General features: G+C 67.3%; 13 protein-coding genes. 8 read left to right on the top strand and 5 right to left on the bottom strand.

Going from position 1 to position 18799, the window contains the following annotated elements; translation table 11 throughout:
* Positions 1-8: 8 nt before the first annotated feature.
* The gene (gene rocF / locus J2W23_RS29555) at positions 9-920 is read right to left on the bottom strand and encodes an arginase (protein ID WP_176661909.1); all 912 of its coding nucleotides are present in this window, start codon (positions 918-920) and stop codon (positions 9-11) included.
* A 46-nt stretch (positions 921-966) separates the two neighbouring features.
* Complete coding sequence (locus tag J2W23_RS29550) at positions 967-3021, bottom strand: prolyl oligopeptidase family serine peptidase (RefSeq protein ID WP_307651280.1); 2055 nt, start codon at positions 3019-3021, stop codon at positions 967-969.
* A 178-nt stretch (positions 3022-3199) separates the two neighbouring features.
* Here J2W23_RS29550 and J2W23_RS29545 point away from each other — a divergent pair, with 178 nt between their 5' ends.
* The 6 genes from J2W23_RS29545 (at position 3200) to J2W23_RS29520 (ending at position 8416) form a co-directional block, all read left to right on the top strand.
* Positions 3200-4894, top strand: a complete 1695-nt coding sequence (locus J2W23_RS29545) for a WS/DGAT/MGAT family O-acyltransferase (protein WP_307651279.1) — start codon at positions 3200-3202, stop codon at positions 4892-4894.
* 147 nt (positions 4895-5041) lie between these two features.
* Positions 5042-5593, top strand: coding sequence for a hypothetical protein (locus J2W23_RS29540; RefSeq protein WP_307651278.1), 552 nt, complete (start codon positions 5042-5044; stop codon positions 5591-5593).
* A 53-nt stretch (positions 5594-5646) separates the two neighbouring features.
* Positions 5647-6147, top strand: a complete 501-nt coding sequence (locus tag J2W23_RS29535; RefSeq protein ID WP_307651277.1) for a phasin family protein — start codon at positions 5647-5649, stop codon at positions 6145-6147.
* Between the two features lie 22 nt (positions 6148-6169).
* Positions 6170-6805, top strand: coding sequence for a TetR/AcrR family transcriptional regulator (locus tag J2W23_RS29530; RefSeq protein ID WP_307651276.1), 636 nt, complete (start codon positions 6170-6172; stop codon positions 6803-6805).
* An 86-nt stretch (positions 6806-6891) separates the two neighbouring features.
* Entirely contained in the window at positions 6892-7665 is a 774-nt protein-coding gene (locus J2W23_RS29525; protein WP_176661915.1) for an esterase/lipase family protein, read from the top strand.
* A gap of 106 nt (positions 7666-7771) precedes the next feature.
* Positions 7772-8416: a hypothetical protein gene (locus J2W23_RS29520; RefSeq protein WP_307651275.1), complete on the top strand. Its 645-nt coding sequence runs from the start codon at positions 7772-7774 to the stop codon at positions 8414-8416.
* A 1-nt stretch (position 8417) separates the two neighbouring features.
* On the opposite strand, the gene J2W23_RS29515 is transcribed toward J2W23_RS29520, so the two are convergent.
* The 3 genes from J2W23_RS29515 to J2W23_RS29505 form a co-directional block, all read right to left on the bottom strand.
* Positions 8418-11639, bottom strand: coding sequence for a bifunctional cytochrome P450/NADPH--P450 reductase (locus tag J2W23_RS29515; RefSeq protein ID WP_307651274.1), 3222 nt, complete (start codon positions 11637-11639; stop codon positions 8418-8420).
* 129 nt (positions 11640-11768) lie between these two features.
* Positions 11769-13025, bottom strand: coding sequence for a branched-chain amino acid ABC transporter substrate-binding protein (locus J2W23_RS29510; protein ID WP_307651273.1), 1257 nt, complete (start codon positions 13023-13025; stop codon positions 11769-11771).
* A gap of 23 nt (positions 13026-13048) precedes the next feature.
* Positions 13049-13747, bottom strand: coding sequence for a TetR/AcrR family transcriptional regulator (locus tag J2W23_RS29505; protein ID WP_307651272.1), 699 nt, complete (start codon positions 13745-13747; stop codon positions 13049-13051).
* An 86-nt stretch (positions 13748-13833) separates the two neighbouring features.
* On the opposite strand from J2W23_RS29505, the gene J2W23_RS29500 reads away from it, so the two are divergent.
* Complete coding sequence (locus tag J2W23_RS29500; protein ID WP_307651271.1) at positions 13834-15447, top strand: AMP-binding protein; 1614 nt, start codon at positions 13834-13836, stop codon at positions 15445-15447.
* Positions 15448-15457: 10 nt separating this feature from the next.
* Positions 15458-18754: a carboxyl transferase domain-containing protein gene (locus J2W23_RS29495; protein ID WP_307651270.1), complete on the top strand. Its 3297-nt coding sequence runs from the start codon at positions 15458-15460 to the stop codon at positions 18752-18754.
* Positions 18755-18799: the final 45 nt, after the last annotated feature.

Genomic DNA, 18799 nt, shown 5'->3' with positions numbered 1-18799 from the left:
CGCGCGGCCTACCGAACCAGCGTCGACTTGCCGAACAGGCTCTCGATCAGCTCCACGGCGATTTCCGCGGTCTGGTTGCGCACGTCGAGCGCGGGGTTGAGTTCCACCACGTCGAGCGAACACAGCCGCCCTGTGTCGGAGATCATCTCCATGCACAGCTGCATCTCGCGGTAGGTCGGCCCGCCGCGCACGCCGGTGCCCACGCCGGGCGCGATGTTGGGGTCGAGGCAGTCCAGGTCGAAGCTCACATGCAGGTGGGTGTCCTCGTCGACGTCCTGCAGCGCCTCGGTCATGGTGGTGCGCATGCCGTGCTCGTCGATGTGGCGCATGTCGAACACGTTCAGCCCGAGCGTGCGGATGGCCTCCTTCTCGTCCGAGTCGACGCTGCGGATGCCGATGAATCGGATCGCCTCGTGCGCCAGCGCCGCAGGCTCGCCGCTCCACCCGGTGAGTTCCGCGGGCCCGTGGCCCAGCAGGCACGAGACCGGCATGCCGTGCAGGTTGCCGCTGGGGCTCGTCGTCTCGGTGTTGACGTCCGAGTGCGCGTCCAGCCACAACACGCGCAGCTTCTTGCCGCGCTTGCGCGCATGCCAGGCCACCGCGCTGATCGAGCCGATGGCCAGGCAATGGTCGCCGCCCATCATCAGCGGCACGTGGTTTGCGCCCAGCGCGGCGTCGACGGCGTTGTAGACCGAGCGGTTCCAGGCAATCACCTCGGCGAGGTGGCGCAGGCCGTTGGCCGGTGGTGCCCAGGGCGTGGCCGGGCCGGCGAGGTTGCCGCGGTCGATGACCATGAAGCCTTGCTTCGCGAGCGCCTCGGCCACGCCGGCCACGCGCAGCGCGTCGGGGCCCATGCCGGCGCCTCGGACGCTGGCGCCGATGTCGGTCGGCGCGCCGATCAGTTCGAGGGTGGTGTTCATCGGGTGATCTCCGTGCTTCGTACTGGGTTCGGCCCTGCCCGGTGGCTCATGCCGTCTTGCCGATGTGCTGCCACAGATACGCATAGCCGAGCGCATCCATGAAGGCGGATTCCTTGTTGTCCGTGGCCGCGCTGTGCCCGCCTTCCATGTTCTCGTAGAAGCTGGTGGCGTGGCCCTGTGCGGCCAGCTTCGCACGCATCTTGCGCGCATGCACCGGGCCCACGCGGTCGTCGCGGGTCGAGGTGGTGAAGAGCGCGGGCGGATAGTGCGCCTCGGCCTTCGCGTTCTCGTAGGGCGAGAAGGTGCGGATGAAGGCCCACTCCTCGGGCTGGTCCGGGTCGCCGTACTCCGCGATCCACGAAGCGCCGGCCGACAGGTGCGTGTAGCGCCGCATGTCGAGCAGCGCCACCTCGCTCACGATCGCGCCGTAGAGCTGCGGGTACAGCGTGAGCATGTTGCCCATCAGGAGGCCGCCGTTGCTGCCGCCCATCGCGCCCAGGTGTTTCGGCGATGTGATTCCGCGCGCGATCAGGTCCTCGGACACGGCCGCGAAGTCTTCGCAGGTGCGCAGCCGGTTCTCCTGCAGTGCGGCCTGGTGCCAGCGCGGGCCGTACTCGCCGCCGCCACGGATGTTGGCGATGACGTAGACGCCGCCCTGCTCGAGCCAGGCGCGGCCGATGCTGCCGCTGTAGCTGGGCTGCAGCGAAATCTCGAAGCCGCCGTAGGCGTACTGCAGCGTGGGGTTCGTACCGTCGGCCTTCAGGTCCTTGGGCGCGATCTCGAAGTAGGGCACGCGCGTGCCGTCCTTCGACACCGCGAAATGCTGGCTCACGGTGTAGCGCGATGCATCGAAGAAGCCGGGGCTGTCCTTCAGCACCTCGGGCTCGCCCTGGCCGATGGTGCCGATGTAGAGCGTGGTCGGCTGCAGGAAGCCGCTCACGGTGAGGAAGTAGTCGTCGTTCTCGTCCTCGTCGATGCCGCCGGCCGCGATGGTGGAGAGCGCGGGCGCGCCGCCCAGGCTCTCGCGCTTCCACGGGCCGCCGTCCTGCGGCGTGAGCACTTCGAGCTTGTTCACCACGTCGTGCATCACGTTGAGGATGAGGTGGTGGCGCGTCCACGAATGGCTGTCGAGCGCGGTCGTTTCGTCAGGCGCGAACAGCACGGTGAGTTCGCGCTTTCCGGCCATGTAGTCGTCGAACTTCGCGGCCAGCAGCGAGCCCGACTTGTAGGTCGCGCCGCCCACGGTCCAGTCCTCGCGCGGCTCGATCAGCATCCACTCGCGGCAGATGTCGGTGTTGGAGTCGTCGGGCACGTCGATCTTGGCGAGGGTGCCGTCCGTGCCGCGCAGCCAGGTCTCGCTTTCGTAGAAGTCGATCTGCCGCGAGACGAAGTCGCGCTCGAAGCCGGGCGTGTTGTCGCGGTAGGCGCTCACGGACATGTCCTCGTGCGCGCCTTCGTACACCGTCACGGCGGCGTCGAGCGGCGTGCCGCGCTTCCATTCCTTCACGATGCGCGGGTAGCTCGAGCTGGTCATCGAGCCGGGGCCGAAATCGGTGGCCACGTAGAGGTGGTCGATGTCTTTCCAGCCCACGTGGTTCTTCGCCTCGGGGAGCGTGAAGCCGCCTTCGACGAAGGTCTTGCTCTGCAGGTCGAATTCGCGCACCACATCGGCATCGGCGCCGCCGCGCGAGAGCGAAACGAGGCAGCGCTTGTAGTCGGGCTCCAGGCAGTCGGCGCCGTGCCAGACCCAGTTCTCCTTGTCGGCGGCGGCCAGCGCGTCGATGTCGATCACGGTTTCCCAGGCGGGCTGGGGCTTGCGGTACTCGGTGAGCGTGGTGCGGCGCCAGAGGCCCTTGGGATGGTCCTTGTCGCGCCAGAAGTTGTAGAAGAACGGACCGATCTTGCGGACCATCGGAATCCGTTCGTCCGAGTCGAGCACTTCGAGGATGCCCGCTTCGAGCGCCTTGAAGGCGGGCGACTGTGCATACGCCTGCACGGTCTTCGCGTTCTCCTGGCGGGCCCAGTCGAGCTGGGCCTCGCCGTCGATCTCTTCGAGCCAGAGGTGGTCGTCTTGGGGAGGCAGGGAGGGGGTGGATGTCATGAACGGCAGTGTACGAAGCCCCCGTGAAAAAGGCGCTGCGCGCCGTTGTCGCGGCCGCCGCCACTTTTTCATTACTCGGGAAAACCTCGGTGGAAACACTGAAGCAGGCGGGGCCCACGAACGCCACGTGCGGGGTATCCTGCCGAACGGCGCATGCCCCACCAAGGAGACACAACACATGAAACACCTGAGCGGTCTTGATGCCACCTTCCTGCACCTGGAAACGCCCGAGATGCCGATGCACGTGGGCTCGCTGAACGTGCTGGACCTGCCCAAGGGCTACAAGGGCGATTTCTACGAAGACGCCAAGCAGTTCATGGCCAGCCGCATCCACCTGGCCGACGTGTTCACCCGCAAGCTCGCGCTCATGCCCTTCGACATGACCAACCCGGTGTGGGTGGAGGACGACGACATCGACCTCGACTACCACGTGCGCCACATCACGCTGCCCAAGCCCGGCACCAACCGCCAGCTGCAGCAGTACGTGGCGCGGCTGCATTCCACGCTCATCGACCGCAGCCGCCCGATGTGGGAGTTCTTCATCATCGATGGCCTCAAGAGCGGCCAGGTGGCGCTCTACACCAAGGTGCACCACGCGGGCATCGACGGGCAGGCCGGCGTCGAAGTGGGCAAGGCCATCTTCGACCTGGAGGCCACGGGGCGCGTGGTGAAGCCGCCGCGCGCGCGGCCGCGCAACCACAACTACCAGCTCGGCATGGCCGAACTCGCGACAGCGGCGCTACGCAACACGGCGCAGCAGTACGTCAAGCTCTTCAAGATGGCGCCCGCCATCGCACGGGCCATCAGCGGCCTGGCCAAGCCCGACGAGAAGGCGGCCGAGAAGGCCACGGCCACCGCGCCGAAGAAGTTCAACCTCTTCGCTCCGCGCACCTCGCTCAACGTGTCGATCACCAACCAGCGCACCTTTGCCGGCCGCACCATCTCGCTGGCCGAGACCAAGTACATCGCCAAGCACTTCGGCGTGTCGCTCAACGACGTGGTCATGGCCACCGTGGCCGGTGCGCTGCGCCACTACCTGGCCGACAACAACGAGCTGCCCGCCAAGCCGCTGGTGGCCGGCGTGCCGGTGAGCCTGCGCGAAGCGGGCGACGACACGGCCAACAACCAGGCCAGCATGATCCTGGTGAGCCTGGCGACCGACATCACCGACCCGATCCAGCGGCTGAAGGCGATCAATGCGTCGTCGAACAGCTCCAAGTCGACAATGAACCGCTTCAAGGCGGTGATCCTGGACGACTTCCCGACCTTCGCCGCGCCGTGGCTCGTGTCGGGCATCGCCTCGATGGTCGGCCGCTCGGGGCTCGTGAACCTGCTGCCGCCGGCGGCCAACGTGGCCATCTCCAATGTGGCGGGCGCGCCGTTCCCGATGTACTTCGCGGGCGCGCTGGTCACCTGCTACTACCCGGTGTCGATCGCCAGCCACGGCACGGCGCTCAACGTCACGGTGCAGAGCTACAACGGCCGCATGGACTACGGCCTCATCGCCTGCCGCCGCGCGGTGCCCGACATCACCGAGATCGGCGACTACATGCTGGCCGAGCACAAGCTCCTGATGGACCTGACGCAGAAGCATCCGTCCGCCGCTGGCGTCACGGCACCCAAGCCCGCACCTGTCGCCGAGCCTGCGCCGGAGGCCCCCGAAGTGAAGAAGCCGGCCGCGCGCAAGAAGGCACCGGTGAGTGCGGCGGGCAAGAAACCCGCGCCGGCCAAGGCTGCGGCCAAGGCCCCGGCGAAGAAGGCGCCTGCCAAGAAGGTCGCTGCCAAGACCGCCATCAAGACGACCGCCAAGCCCGTAGCCCGAAAGGCCGTACCGGCCAAGCGAGCCAGCGCTCCCAGGGCGGCCGCCGCATGATCGAAGGGGTGTAGAAGGCGCCGGGCCCGAAAATTGGGGCAGTTGGACTAGTTTTCCGACGGTTCTAGTTTTGCAGGCCTAGGCCCTTCGGAAGAAGATGGGCCCATCGCATCCAGCGACCCATTCAACTTCAAGGAAATCTTCATCATGTCCACGCAAACCACCCTCGCTTCCGCAGCCATCCACGTCGTCGGCCAATACAACGACGCGGGCAAGACCCTGGTCGGCGCCTACCGCACCGGCGTGCATCGCCTCCTGGGCGGCGCCGCCACGCGCTACAGCAACTTCCTGGGCAGCCGCCAGATTCCCCTGGTGAGCGAACAGATCAAGGCCAACCTGATCGGCGCGCAAGAGAAGGTCAACGGCTTCCTGGCCAACCGCCTGGACATCGACACCGGCCGCATCGTCTCGGTGATGGACCGCGTTGCAGCCGGCACCACCAGCGGCATCGAAACCGTCGCCGGCCGCGTGGCCCGCGTCGAATCGCCGGTTGCCACCTCGGTGCTGAACACGCTGACCGCCATCAACCAGCCGATCGCCACCGTCTCGGTGCAGATCGCCGACCGCATCGCTGCCGGCGCCAAGCAAATCGAAACCCGCGTGGCCGGCGAAGCTGCCAAGCCCGTGCGCACCGTGAAGGCCAAGGCGCCCGTCGCCAAGAAGCCGGTTCGCCGCGCTGCTGCCCGCAAGGCGGCCTGACCCCCGAGGCGCTCTGCGCCTCTTTCTCTTTCTGCTATCTGGAGCATTACTGAATGGCGACCCGCACTGACGAAACTGCAAAGTTGAAGAAGAAGGCGACGCCTGCGAAGAAAGCTCCGGCCAAGGCTCCGGCTGGAAAGAAAGCCGCGGCGCCCCGCAAGGCGGCCCCCGCGGCGAAGAAGGCCGAGGCAGCTGCACCCAGCAAGGCCGAAGGCCTGCTGCGTGCCGGCCTCAAGGCGCTGGACAACGTGCGCAGCGACGTCGCCAAGCGCCAGGCCAACGTGATCGAAGGCCTGCTCGGCATCGGGCAGGGCAAGGTCGATGCGGCGGCTGCCAAGGCCGCGCTCACCCGCGGCTTTCCGAGCCTCGACAGCTTCGGCATCCGCAAGTTCGAGGACGTGTTCGACCAGCGCGTCGCCACCGCCTTGCAACGCCTGGGCATGCCGAGCGCGGAAGAAGTGCAGGCCCTGCGCGACGAGGTGGCGCACCTGCGCGAACGCCTCGCGCAACTCGAAGGCAGCGACAGCCCGCGCCGCGGCACCAAGCAACGCTGAGCGACGACAACGCAACCCGGTTGTGGCCAGCTCCAACACCACGCGCGATCGCATCCTGCAGACCAGCCTCGCGCTGTTCAACGCGGAAGGCCTTGCGGCCGTGTCGACGCACAAGATCGCCGCCGAGCTCGGCATCAGCCCCGGCAACCTGCACTACCACTTCAAGGCCAAGCAGCTGATCGTCGAGTGGCTGTTCCGGCGCTTCGAGCAACGGCTCGAAACCCTCAACAGCTCCTCGTCGCCGATCTCCGCCATCGACGACCTCTGGCTCGCGCTGCACCTGCGCTTCGAGGCCATCGACGAATACCGCTTCATCTACCGCGACATGGCCTTCCTGGCCAGCGAGTACCCGGCCCTGGGCCAGCGCGCGCAGGCGCTCACCGCGCAGAACCTGCTCGCTGCGCAAACGCTGTGCGAAGGGCTCGTCGCCTCGGGCGTGATCGAGACCAGCGCCGAGCAGGCGCGCATCCTCGCGCTGCAGATGGTGTTCACCACCACCTGCTGGCTGTCGTTCGAGCGGCTGGTGCCCGGGCGCGATGCCCTCGCGCAGGCCGATCCCGGTTTGGCGGCTTTCTACACGCTCACGCTGGTTTCTCCGTATGTTTCCAGCGAATCGAGGGCTTACCTTGATTACCTGAGGGGCAAATACCTCGGATAAATGACGATGTCGTCCGACGGGAGAGTGCAACCATGGCCCCTCATGCTCGTCCTATAAAAGAGAAAACCCGAAAGGAAGCCGCCTCCATGACCACCGCCACCCACGATCACATCGCGCCGCCCTCGCGCCTGCTGCTGCTGGCCGAAGCACGCGCCCTCTGGGAAACGGGCGCCGGCATCGCCATGTGGCCGCTCCTGCAGCTCACGCCGCGCGGCGACGGGCATCCGGTGCTCGTGCTGCCGGGCCTGGTGGCGAGCGATGTTTCCACGCTGCTGCTGCGCCGCTACCTGTCGAGCCGCGGCTACGACGCTCACGGCTGGGGCCTGGGCCGCAACCTCGGTCCGCGCGAAGGCGTGGAAGACGGCATGGTCGAGCTGCTCAAGACCCTGAATGACAAGAGCGGCCAGAAGGTCAGCGTGATCGGCTGGAGCCTCGGCGGCGTCTATGCCCGGCTACTGGCCTCGGCCCACTCGGGCCTGATCCGCAACGTCATCACGCTGGGCAGCCCGTTCTCCGGCAGCCCGCGCGCGACCAACGCCTGGCGCGTGTACGAAGGCGTGAGCGGCCAGAGCTCGCACGACCCGCGCCGCATGAAGTTCGTGCAGCCCACGCCGCCGGTGCCGACCACCTCGATCTTCAGCCGCACCGACGGCGTCGTCGCCTGGCGCTGCAGCATCGAGAAGACCGGCCCGCAGTCGGAAAACATCGAAGTGATGGCCAGTCACCTGGGGCTCGGCGCGCATCCCGCGGTGCTCTATGCGGTGGCCGACCGGCTGGCGCAGCCCGAGGGCGAGTGGAAGCCGTTCAATCGCGGGCTCCTCGGGCCACTGGTCTATCCCGACCCCGACCGCGATCTGTGAACCAATCGGGGAATATCCTGAAGCCGGCAACTGCCGGCTTTTTTATTTCGACCCATGACTTCCTGCACTTGTTGCGCCGTGGGGCCGTCCGAACAATCCGGGCACCATGAAGCCGAATCCACCCCGGATCTATCCGCGCATCAAGCATGTCAGCTTTCTCGATACGGTCCAGCCGATGCTCGACCGCATCGAAGCACAGGGCGGCAACCGGGAGGCGCAGACACCCGTGGCCTATCCCCTGGCCGGAGACGCGGGCCTGCTGGTGACCTATGCCATCGATGAACCCGCGCAGCCCGTTCCGCTCACGCAGGAACGCATGGACGAACTGGGTCTCGACGCGCAAGAGCTCCACGAACTGGCGGTCGAGAACCTGATCCGCAAGGCGGGCGCGAACATCGGCGCGCAAGACCTCGTCATGTACAAGGCCCTGGTGGCGGGCGACGAGTTCGAAGCCTCCACGCTGCTGCTGCCCGGTGTATGGGAAAGGCTGTCGGAGGGGTTCGAAGGCGAACTGCTCGCGGTCGTGCCGAGCCGGAACACGGTCTATTTCATGGACAGCGGCGCCAAGCGCCAGCTCGCGGGACAGCAACTCACGGCCAAGACGATGCTCGACCTCATGTGCGCGACCGCGGCCGACATCAAGGTGCAGGCCAGGGAGCACGGCCTCTCGGACAAGGTGATCGCGCTCACGCCGGACGGCTGGCAGATCCGCGGCACGTTCCAGGACCATGCCGCGGCGCTGAGCGCCTAGTTCAACTCCCCGCCCACACGTCCAGCACGTAGCGCTGGTCGGCAATCATCTTGTCCATCCAGGCGTTGCTGTCGTGGCCGTGCTCGCGCGCGATGTCGGTCAGCGTGCGCCGCACGTCGGGCTCCATGCGCGAACCGTCGCCGCACACGTAGATCACGCCGCCCGCTTCGAGCAGCTTCCACACGGCCGCGGCCTGCTCGCGGATCAGGTCCTGCACATACACCTTGCGCTCGCCCGAGCGCGAGAAGGCGGTGTGCAGCTTCATCAGCCCGCGGTGCGACCAGGCCTGCAGCTCTTCGGCGTAGATGAAATCCTGCTCGGGGTGGCGGCAGCCGAAGAACAGCATCGCCTCGCCCAGCGCCTCGCCGCGCTCGACCTGCGCCGCGCGTTCCTGCAGGAAGCCGCGGAACGGCGCGAGGCCGGTGCCGGGGCCGACCATGATCAGCGGACGGTTGGCGTCCTCCGGCAGGCGGAAGCCCTCGGCCGTGGTCTCGCGGATCACGCCGTGCACCGTGTCGCCCGCCTCGGCGCGTGCCAGGTAGTTGGAGCACACGCCTTCGAAGATGCCGTTGCCCGAGAGCGCGGGCTCGCTCACCACGCCCACGGTCACGCTGCAGCGGCCCGGCGTCATCGAAGGCGACGACGAAATCGAGTAATAGCGCGGCGAGAGCGGCGACAGCATCTCCAAAAACACCGCGAACGGCACCTGGCAGGCGCGGTGTTCTTCGAGCAGTTCGAGCAGCGACTTGCGCTTGTGCAGCACCTCGGCCTTGTAGGCGGCCTGCGAGGCTTCGTCGCTGCCCGAGAGCGCGAGCAGCTTCGGCTTGGTGAAGGGGCACTCGGTGTACGCCGCGAGCGTGGCGATCTGCTTGCGCGTGGCCACGTCCTGCAGTTCGACGTAGTCGCCCAGCAGGCGATCGACCGCGATGACCTGGTCCACCGGCAGCGCGGTCTTGCGGCCCGGCACGGCCGAAAGGCGCACGTGCGCCGAGCGGTCGAAGCCGAAGCGTGCCATCGTGCGTTCGACCTGCGCGGGGCTGTTGCGCGGCACCACGCTCAGGTGGTCGCCGGGCACGTAGTTCACGCCCTCGGGCAGCATCAGCTCGACGTGGCGCGTGGAGCGGCTGTTCCCGGCATCGTTGCCGGGGCTTTGCAGTTCGCGGTTCTCGATAACGCGCAGCGCCACGGCGCCCAGTGCATCGACCAGTGCATTCTTCTGTGGTGGCGGCAGTTCCTCGAGCGTGTAGAGCGGCTCGGCCTCGGCTGGCGTGTCGGCGCCGGCCTTGATGCCGAAGGCCTTCACCAGCTCGGGCCAGAGCGCATCGCTCCAGTCCTGGAAGGCGCCGTCCATGTCCTCGCGCGCATCGCCTTCGCCGCGCGGATGCACGCGCGTGGCGCCCAGCGCTTCGAGCCGCTCGTCGATGCTGCGCGGCACCGCTTGATAGGTCGCGGCCCAGTCGGTGTTGCCGCAGCCGAACACACTGAAGCGCACGCCGTTGAGCGCGTCGTCGGCCTTGTCGAGCCAGCGGTGAAACTCGGCCGCGTTGTCGGGCGCCACGCCGTTGTACGAGGCGCAGACGATGGCCACCGCGCCATTGGCCGGCAGGCGCTCGGCATAGTCGTCGAGCGAGGCCACCTGCGTGGAGAAGCCGCGCAGCTCGCCGGCCTCTGCCAGTTGGCGCGCGAGGTCTTCGGCGGTGCCGAGGTTGGAGCCCTGCAGCACCAGCAGCGAGGTGCCGTGGCGCGCCGCCTGGGGCTTGCGCGCAACGGGCTTGGCGGGTGCGTCCGGCGTGGCGTTCGCCTCGCCGTTGTTGCTGCGCGGACGCGAGGCCGGGTCGCGCAGCAGCGCCTTGATCTTGAAGTTCTCCGGCTTGATCGTCAGCGCTTCCTTGATCTTGAGCTTGTAGCCCGTGTGATCGACCAGGTTGAAGCGCTGCAGGATCATGCCCAGCGTGAGCACGGCTTCCTGCAGCGCGAACTGCCGCCCGATGCAGGCGCGCTGCCCGTTGCCGAAGGGCTTGAAGGCATTCACCGGCCGCTCGCGCTCGGCTTCGCGGCTGAAGTTGTCGGGGTCGAACCGGTCGGCGTTCTCGCCCCAGATGCCCTTGTCACGATGCAGCGCGAGCGCATGCATGATGACCATGTTGTTCTTCTTGATCGTGTACTGGCCGCCGATGGTCGTGTCTTCCTTCGCGCGCATCGAAATTGCCGGTGCGGTCGGGAACATGCGCAGCGACTCCTTGAGCACCTGCATCACGTACTGCAGCCGGTTGACCTGCGCATAGGTGGGCTTCTGCGAGGTGTCGCCGCCGAACACGCTGTCGACCTCGGCCTGCGCCTTGGCCATTGCCTCCGGGTTGTTCAGGAGGAAGTAGATCGCGAAGGAGAGCAGGCCGCTGGTGGTCTCGTGACCCGCGATGAGGAATTCGATGCACTCGTCGCGGATCATCTTGTCGGTGAGCTGCTCGCCGCTCTTCTTGTCCACGCCCGCGATCATGTAGCTCAGGAGGTCGGGCTTGGTGGCGATGTCGGCACCGCTCGCGCGACGCTCCTCGATGATGTCTTCCACCATCTTGTGCATGTAGCGGATGTCCTTGCGCTGCTGCGCGAGCTCCTTCTTGAGCATGAGCTCTTCGAGCGGCAGGCCGCGGCGGTTCTGCACCGTCTCCAGCGTGCGCACCATCGCATCGACGAAGGGGTGGAAGCCCTCGCGGTAGAACGAATTGAAGCGGTAGCCGAAACCGCACAGGCCGATGGTGTCCAGCGTGAGCGCGGTCATGTCGCGCACCACGTCCACCTCTTCGTCGAAATTGAGGCGCTCCCACTTGGTGACCAGTTGGCCCGCGATGTCCAGCATCATCGGGTGGTAGGCCTGCATCGCGCGCTGGCTGAAGTTGGCCAGGAGGATGTTGTGCGGCTTGGACCACGTTTCCTCGTGCGTGTCGGAGGTGAAGAGGCCGTGCGACGCGGCGCGCAGCCGGCGCAATGCGCCGCGCGTGCTCTTGTCGAAGCGGGCTTCCTCGCAGAGCTCGTCGACCAGCGCGGGCGACGACACCACGATCACCGGCATGCCCGGCATGTCGAGCCAGTAGATGCCGCCCAGGTCCTGCGCGATCTTCCACATGTCGAGCACGGGGGAGTCGGAGCCGATCGACAGCAGGTTGCCGACGAAGGGTTTCTTCGCCGGATGCGGGATCGGATAGAGCGAGTTTTTGCCTGCCATTTGGTGTTGTGCCTTTGGAATGGACCCGCTTCGGAAATCCGTGAGGTATCACCCGGAGTATCCCGACGGCACAGGGGGCAGGAAGGACGGGGTTTCCCCTAGAAATTGCTTGCGTCCCTCATAGGCTGCTCAGGGCCTGGCCATCTTGCACTCCGTGCCCTGCGCCAGCTCGTTGCCCGTGTAGACCGCATCGGTGCGAAAACCATAGTTCGTACCTTCCCAGCCCACCTTCACTGCCTTGCCGTCCACCGGCGCGATGGTGTTGACCACCTGCGGCAGCAGCAGCTGGTGGTCTTCGGCGCGCATGCGCACAGGCCCGACCACCGAGTCGAAAGTCAGGTCCTCGAGCGCGCGGGCCACCTTCACGGTGTCGGCGCTGCCGGCCTTGTTGATGGCCAGTGCCAGCAGGCGCGGCGTCATGTCGATGCGCGGCGCGAGGAAGTCCTTGCCGGTCTTGGTCTTGTAGGCCTTGGCCAGCGCATCGGTCTTCGGCGTATCGGCCTGGCCCGGATGCCATTCGGCCACCCAGGTGAGCTGTCCCGTCTTGGCCTGCGACACCGCGGTGACCGTGCCCGGCACCGAGCCCGCACTGTGGTTGAAGTAGCGCAGGTTGTAGCCCGCGTCGCCCGCGGCCTTGAGCAGCAGCGTCATGTCCTGGCCCCAGTTGCCGGTGATGACCGAATCGGCACCGCTCTGGCGGATGTTGGCGATGTAGGGCGCGAAGTCCTTCACGCGGCCGATGGGATGCAGCGCCTCGCCCACGAACTCGATGTCGGGCCGTGCGAGGCCCACCATCTGACGGCCGTAGCTGGCCCACTGCTTGCCGTGCGCGTAGTCCTGGTTGAGCAGGTAGACCTTCTTCACATCGGGCGTCTTCTTGATGTAGTTGGCCAGCGCCTTCATCTTCATCGCCGTGTTGGCCTCGGTCTGGAAGTGCCAGAAGCTGCAGCCCTTGCCGGTCATCTCGGGGTCGATGGAGGAGTGGTTCAGCACGATCAGCTCCTGGCCCGGGTTGCGCTGGTTCCAGCGCGCCACCGACTGCACCAGCGCCGTGACCACCGAGGAACCCGAGCCGCCCGTGACGATGGCCTTGGCGCCCTGGTCGATGGCGGCCTGCAGCGCGCTCTGGCTTTCCTGCGCCGAGAGCTTGCTGTCGAACTGCAGCAGTTGCAGCTTGGTGCCGCCGAGCACGCCGCCCTTGGCGTTGATGTCCTCGATCGCGTACTGCGTGTGCATCAGCATCAGCTCGCCGACGTTGGCGAACGGGCCCGAGAGCGGATCGATGTAGGCGATCTTGTAGGTCGGCTGCTGCGCGTGCGTGGCACCCGCGATGCAAAACAGCGAGGCAAGGGCGATCCGCGCCAGGGGCGCCTTCTTGAGCTTCATGGTGTGTCTCCGGAGGTTGGTATTCAGTCTCTCGCGCGTAGCCCGATCACGCGACTCGCGAGCTTCGTGAGCTCGGCCACCACCTCGTCGGGCGACAGCCGGCCGCCGGGGCGATACCAGCTGTAGAGAAAGCCCGGCAGGCTGCAGGCCGCGAGCGCGGTGATCTTGGTTTCGCCGAAGTCGAGGTCGCCGTCGCGCCGCGCCTCTTCGAGCAGCGGGCACAAGAGGTCGTAGAAGTGATGCGCGAGCTTCTTCTGCGCCGCGATGTATTCGGGCCGGTACACCTGCGGCTCGCGGTACGGAAAGAAGGCGACAGGGTGGTGCGCGATGGTCGCGCGGATCAGCCGTTCGATGCCCTCGAGCACCTTCTCGCTGGCGCGGCGCGGGTCGTCGGCCGCGAAGTCGAGCGCGGTGAAGCAGTCGACCGCCGGGCGCCAGGAGAGTGTCTCGAAGATCTCCTGCTTGTCGCGGAAGTAGTAGTACACGAAGGGCTTGGTCACGCCCAGCGCGCGCACGATCTGCGCCATCGTCGTGTTGGCGTAGCCCTGTGCGGCAAAGAGCTGCGCGGCCGCCTGCAGGATGCGTTCGCGCTGCGTGTCGGTGCTCTGCGTCGCGGCGCGCTGGCGGCCCGTGCCCTGCGGCAGGTGCGGTTGCGCCGTGGTGGCCGGCGGCTGCGTGTCGGACCCAGAGGGTTTGTGCCGTGTCGCGGAAGTTATACCCATGGGTAGGATTGTTCGTGCACCATGCACCCATTGGCAAGCGCCTGCCCCGTGCAGGCGGCTATCGATAACCCTGAGAAAGAGACGCCATGGAGACACTGCCCGATCGTCCGCAACAACCCTTGCACGAATACCTGCGCACCCATGCGCGAGACCGCGGCGAGCGCGCCGCCTGCATCTGGTACGGCCACGCGATGAGCTGGTCCGAACTCGACCGCGCGAGCGATGCCTTCGCCGCGCGGCTGCAGGCCATCGGCGTTGCGAAGGGCGAGCCGGTGGTGCTCTTTCTCAACAACTGCCCGCAGTACCTGGTCGCGCACTTCGGCATCCAGAAGATCGGCGCCATCGTTTGCCCGAGCGGCCCGCTCAACAAGGAACACGAGCTCGCCTACCAGGTCAACGACCTGAAGGCGCGCGTGATCGTCGCGGCCGCATCTCTGCTGCCGGTGGTGCGCAAGGTGCAGTCCGAGAGCGCGCTCGCGCATGTGTTCGTGGTGCACTACGCAGACCTCTTGCCCGCGTCCGCGGTGCTCGACCTGCCGGCCGAGCTTTCTGCCGAACAGAAGACGCAGCGCAACGTGCCCGACGATTGCGAAGACTTCCTCGCGGTGATGAAGTCCGGTGCGAAGCCGGAGCCCGTGGCCATCGATATGGACGATGTCGCGCTCATGACCTACACCTCGGGCACCACGGGCTTGCCCAAGGGCGCGATGCTGAGCTACGGCAATGCGCTCTTCAAGACGCGCGCGGTGGTCGACTGCAACGGCGTGCGCCCGGACGACGTGCTGCTCTCCATCGCACCGCTGTATCACATCGCAGGCATGCTGATGGGCGTCAACGTGCCGGTGTTGAGCGGTGCCACCTCTGTGCTGCTGCACCGCTTCGATCCGCGTGCGGTGCTGCAGGCCATTGCCGCGCACAAGGTGAGCTGGTGGTACAGCATCGCGCCGATGAACGTGGCGTGCATGCAGGTGCCAGACATCGCGGGCTTCGACCTGTCGAGCCTCCAGATGAACCCGGTGACCAGCTTCGGCATCACCTTCACCGAACCGCTCGCCGCGCAGTGGCGCTCGCATGCTGCGAACTGCACCTCGTTCGAGGCCGCCTACGGCCTGAGCGAAACCCACACCTGCGACACCTACACGCCGCACCATGCGCCGCGCTGGGGCACGCAAGGCATCGCGGTGCCGGGCGTGACGATCCGCATCCTCGATGCCGACACGGGTGCCGACATGCCCACCGGCGAAGTCGGCGAGATCGTGCTCACCAGCCCGGGCGTCTTCAAGGGCTACTGGAACAAGCCCGAGGCCACCGCGGCCACGTTGCGCAACGGCTGGGTGCACACCGGCGACATGGGCAAGCTCGATGCGGACGGCTACCTCACCTTCATCGGCCGCTTCAAGGAAATGATCAAGGTCTCGGGCTACAGCGTGTTCCCGGAAGAGGTCGAGACCATCCTCATCAAGCATCCCGCGGTGGCGCAGGCCGCGGTGATCGCGCAGCCCGATGCCGAGAAGGGCGAGGTGGTGAAGGCGTTCATCGTGCGGAAGCCAGATGCGCAGCTCGATGCCGACGCGCTCATCGCCTGGTCGCGCGAGAACATGGCGAGCTACAAGGCGCCGCGCGCCGTGAGCTTCATCGATGCATTGCCCACAACGGGCGCCGGCAAGGTGCTGCGCCGGCTGCTCAAAGACAAGAACTGAAAGACATCGCGTGTTCTCCAAAGTTTTGATTGCCAACCGCGGCGAGATCGCCGTGCGGCTGGTGCGCGCCCTGCGCGACCTGGGTATTGCCAGCGTGGCGGTGCATGCGCGCGACGATGCTGCGGCGCTTCATGTGCAACTGGCCGACGTGGCGGTGGCGCTCGATGCGACCGGGCCGTCTGCGTATCTCAACGTGGCTGCGCTGATCGCGGTCGCGAAGGCGCAGGGTTGCGATGCGGTGCATCCCGGCTACGGTTTCCTCAGCGAACGTGCGGATTTCGCACAGGCCTGCGCGGATGCGGGGCTGGTCTTCATCGGGCCGACGCCTGAACAACTGGGCCTGTTCGGCGACAAGGCGCGCGCACGCGAACTCGCCACGCAATGCGACGTGCCCGTGATGCCCGGCAGCGCCGGTGCCGTGACGCTCGCAGAGGCACAGGCCTTCTTCGCCGAGCAGCATGCACAGGGCGCGGGCGTGATGGTCAAGGCCATCGGCGGCGGCGGCGGGCGCGGCATGCGCGCGGTGCTGAATGCCGAGGAACTGCCCGAAGCGCATGCGCGCTGCATGTCCGAGGCCAAGGCGGCGTTCGGCATCGAGGGCGTGTACGTCGAACGGCTGATGCGCAACGCGCGGCATATCGAGGTGCAGGTGCTGGGCGACGGGCAGGCCGTGGCGAGCCTCGGCGAGCGCGAATGCACGTTGCAGCGGCGCTTCCAGAAGCTGGTGGAGATCGCGCCCAGTCCTTCGCTGCCGGAGGCGTTGCGCGCGCAGGTCACGCAGGCTGCGCTGCGCATGGCGAAGGCGGTGGGTTATCGCGGCCTTGGCACTTTCGAATTTCTTGTCGATGCGGCATCGGCGACGTTGCCCTTCGTCTTCATCGAGGCGAATCCGCGGCTGCAGGTCGAGCACACGGTGACCGAGGCCGTCACCGGGCTGGACCTGGTGCAACTGCAGATCGCGGTGGCTGCGGGCCAATCGCTGAATGCGTTGGGCGTGGAAGCCGACCGCACGGCGCCGCAGCGCGGCTTCGCGGTGCAGTGGCGCATCAACGCCGAGACGCTGGACGCGCAAGGCCATGCGCGGCCATCGGGCGGCTCGCTCGCACGCTTCGATCTGCCGAGCGGTCCGGGCGTGCGCGTCGATACACACGGCTATGCAGGCCTCGCACCTTCGCCGCACTACGACACGCTGCTCGCCAAGCTGATCGTGCATTCGCCGTCGCCGAACTTTGCCGACGCGCTGCGGCGTTCGCTGCGCGCGCTGGACGAGTGCCGCATCGACGGCATCGCCACCAATCTCCCGCTGCTGTGTGCCATCGCCGCGCGGCCCGAGTTCGCGACGCAGGCGGTGCACACGCGCTTCGTCGAGGCGCATCTGGGCGATCTGCTGGCTGCTGCTGCATCGCTTGAAAAGCACGCGAGGGCAACTGCCCCCGTCGCTGCGCAGGCCGCAACGTCCGTGGCCGATGAGCCGGACGATGGCTTGACTATCAAAGCCCCGATGCCCGCCAAGCTGGTGCAGTTCGAAGTGGCCGTCGGCGACGTGCTTCCGGCCGGCGCGCAGCTCGGTGTGCTCGAAGCCATGAAGATGGAGCACCTTCTCCACGCGCCGTGTGCAGGCCGCGTGGTCGCGCTCCTCGCGGAGCCCGGCGACTATCTCGTCGAAGGCCAGTCGCTGGTGCGGCTGGAGGCCGTCGATGCGCAGGCCGTCGAGGCCGAGGCGCGCACCGAGCACGACCTCGATGCGATTCGCCCCGATCTGCAGAAGGTGATCGACCGCCACGCACCCACGCTCGACGTCAACCGCAAGCCGGCCGTAGACAAGCGCCACGCACAAGGCGGCCGCACCGCGCGCGAGAACATCGCGGACCTGTGCGACACCGCCGCCGACCCCGGCAACTTCATCGAATACGGCGCACTCGCCATTGCCGCGCAGACGCGCCGCCGCACGCTCGAAGACCTGATCGCCAACACGCCGGCCGACGGCATGGTGACGGGCCTCGGCAGCATCAACGCGAAGCAGTTCGGCCCCGAGAAATCGCGCTGCGCCGTGCTGGCTTACGACTACACGGTGCTTGCCGGCACGCAGGGCATGCGCAACCACCACAAGACCGACCGGCTGCTGGCGGTGGCGCACCAGCTGAAGCTGCCCGTGGTGCTGTTCGCCGAGGGCGGCGGCGGCCGGCCGGGCGACACCGACATGCCCATCGTCGCGGGCTTGAACAACCACACCTTCAGCCAGTTCGCGGCGCTCTCGGGCAAGGTGCCCGTGGTCGGCATCGTGCATGGCCGCTGCTTCGCCGGGAATGCGGCGCTGCTGGGTTGCGCGGACGTGATCATCGCCACGCGCGGCAGCAACATCGGCATGAGCGGGCCCGCGATGATCGAAGGCGGCGGGCTCGGCACGTTCGCGCCGGAGCAGATCGGGCCGAGCAGCGTGCAGTCGCGCAACGGCGTGATCGACATCCTCGTGGAAGACGAAGCCGCCGCAGTCGCCGCGGCGAAGCAATACCTCTCGTACTTCCAGGGCCCGGTCGCCGACTGGCACTGCGCCGATCCGCGCACGCTGCGCCATGTGGTGCCCGAGAACCGCTTGCGCGTGTACGACGTGCGCGCGGCGATGCGCGGCGTGGCCGATACCGGCTCGCTGCTCGAGTTGCGCGCGGGCTTCGGCGCCGGCATCATCACCGCGCTCGCACGCATCGAGGGCCGGCCGGTCGGCCTCATGGCCAACAACCCGCACCACCTCGGCGGCGCGATCGACGTGGAGGCCGCGGACAAGTCTGCGCGCTTCATGCAGCTGTGCAACGCGCACGGGCTGCCCATCGTCTCGCTGTGCGACACGCCGGGCTTCATGGTCGGCCCCGAGATCGAGGCACAGGCCCAGGTGCGCCACGTCTGTCGCATGTTCATGGTGGCGTCGCACCTGCGCGTGCCCTTCTTCGCGGTCGTGCTGCGCAAGGGCTACGGCCTCGGCGCGCAGGCGATGACGGCCGGCGGCTTCGATGCGCCGGTGTTCACCGTCGCCTGGCCCACGGGCGAGTTCGGCGCGATGGGACTCGAAGGCGCGGTGCGCCTGGGCTTTCGCAAGGAACTTGCGGCGGTGCCCGAGGGCGTGGAGCGCGACGCGCTCTTCAAGAAGCTCGTGGCGCAGCAGTACGCGAACGGCGAGGCGATTCACATGGCGCAGACGCTGGAGATCGATGCGGTCATCGATCCGGCCGAGACCCGCACCTGGCTGGTGCGTGGTTTGGCTTCCGCCACGCGTGCAGCAGCACGTGTTTCTCCCTATATAGACACTTGGTAACCACGCGCTAGACCCCGTCGCGCCAGAGGGCAAGACGGCTCCGTA

Source organism: Variovorax boronicumulans, from assembly GCF_030812215.1.
GTDB classification, from domain to species: domain Bacteria; phylum Pseudomonadota; class Gammaproteobacteria; order Burkholderiales; family Burkholderiaceae_C; genus Variovorax; species Variovorax boronicumulans_C.
The sequence above is the reverse complement of the archived record's forward strand: the minus strand, read 5'-3'. Positions and strand labels throughout refer to the sequence as shown.

What these genes read in the sequence shown, in the direction of transcription:
- J2W23_RS29515 (WP_307651274.1), bottom strand. Translation starts at nt 11,639, where the DNA reads ATGGCAGGCAAAAACTCGCTCTATCCGATCCCGCATCCGGCGAAGAAA.
- J2W23_RS29520 (WP_307651275.1), top strand. Translation starts at nt 7,772, where the DNA reads ATGAAGCCGAATCCACCCCGGATCTATCCGCGCATCAAGCATGTCAGC.
- J2W23_RS29525 (WP_176661915.1), top strand. Translation starts at nt 6,892, where the DNA reads ATGACCACCGCCACCCACGATCACATCGCGCCGCCCTCGCGCCTGCTG.
- J2W23_RS29545 (WP_307651279.1), top strand. Translation starts at nt 3,200, where the DNA reads ATGAAACACCTGAGCGGTCTTGATGCCACCTTCCTGCACCTGGAAACG.
- J2W23_RS29505 (WP_307651272.1), bottom strand. Translation starts at nt 13,747, where the DNA reads ATGGGTATAACTTCCGCGACACGGCACAAACCCTCTGGGTCCGACACG.
- rocF (WP_176661909.1), bottom strand. Translation starts at nt 920, where the DNA reads ATGAACACCACCCTCGAACTGATCGGCGCGCCGACCGACATCGGCGCC.
- J2W23_RS29535 (WP_307651277.1), top strand. Translation starts at nt 5,647, where the DNA reads ATGGCGACCCGCACTGACGAAACTGCAAAGTTGAAGAAGAAGGCGACG.
- J2W23_RS29550 (WP_307651280.1), bottom strand. Translation starts at nt 3,021, where the DNA reads ATGACATCCACCCCCTCCCTGCCTCCCCAAGACGACCACCTCTGGCTC.
- J2W23_RS29510 (WP_307651273.1), bottom strand. Translation starts at nt 13,025, where the DNA reads ATGAAGCTCAAGAAGGCGCCCCTGGCGCGGATCGCCCTTGCCTCGCTG.
- J2W23_RS29500 (WP_307651271.1), top strand. Translation starts at nt 13,834, where the DNA reads ATGGAGACACTGCCCGATCGTCCGCAACAACCCTTGCACGAATACCTG.
- J2W23_RS29540 (WP_307651278.1), top strand. Translation starts at nt 5,042, where the DNA reads ATGTCCACGCAAACCACCCTCGCTTCCGCAGCCATCCACGTCGTCGGC.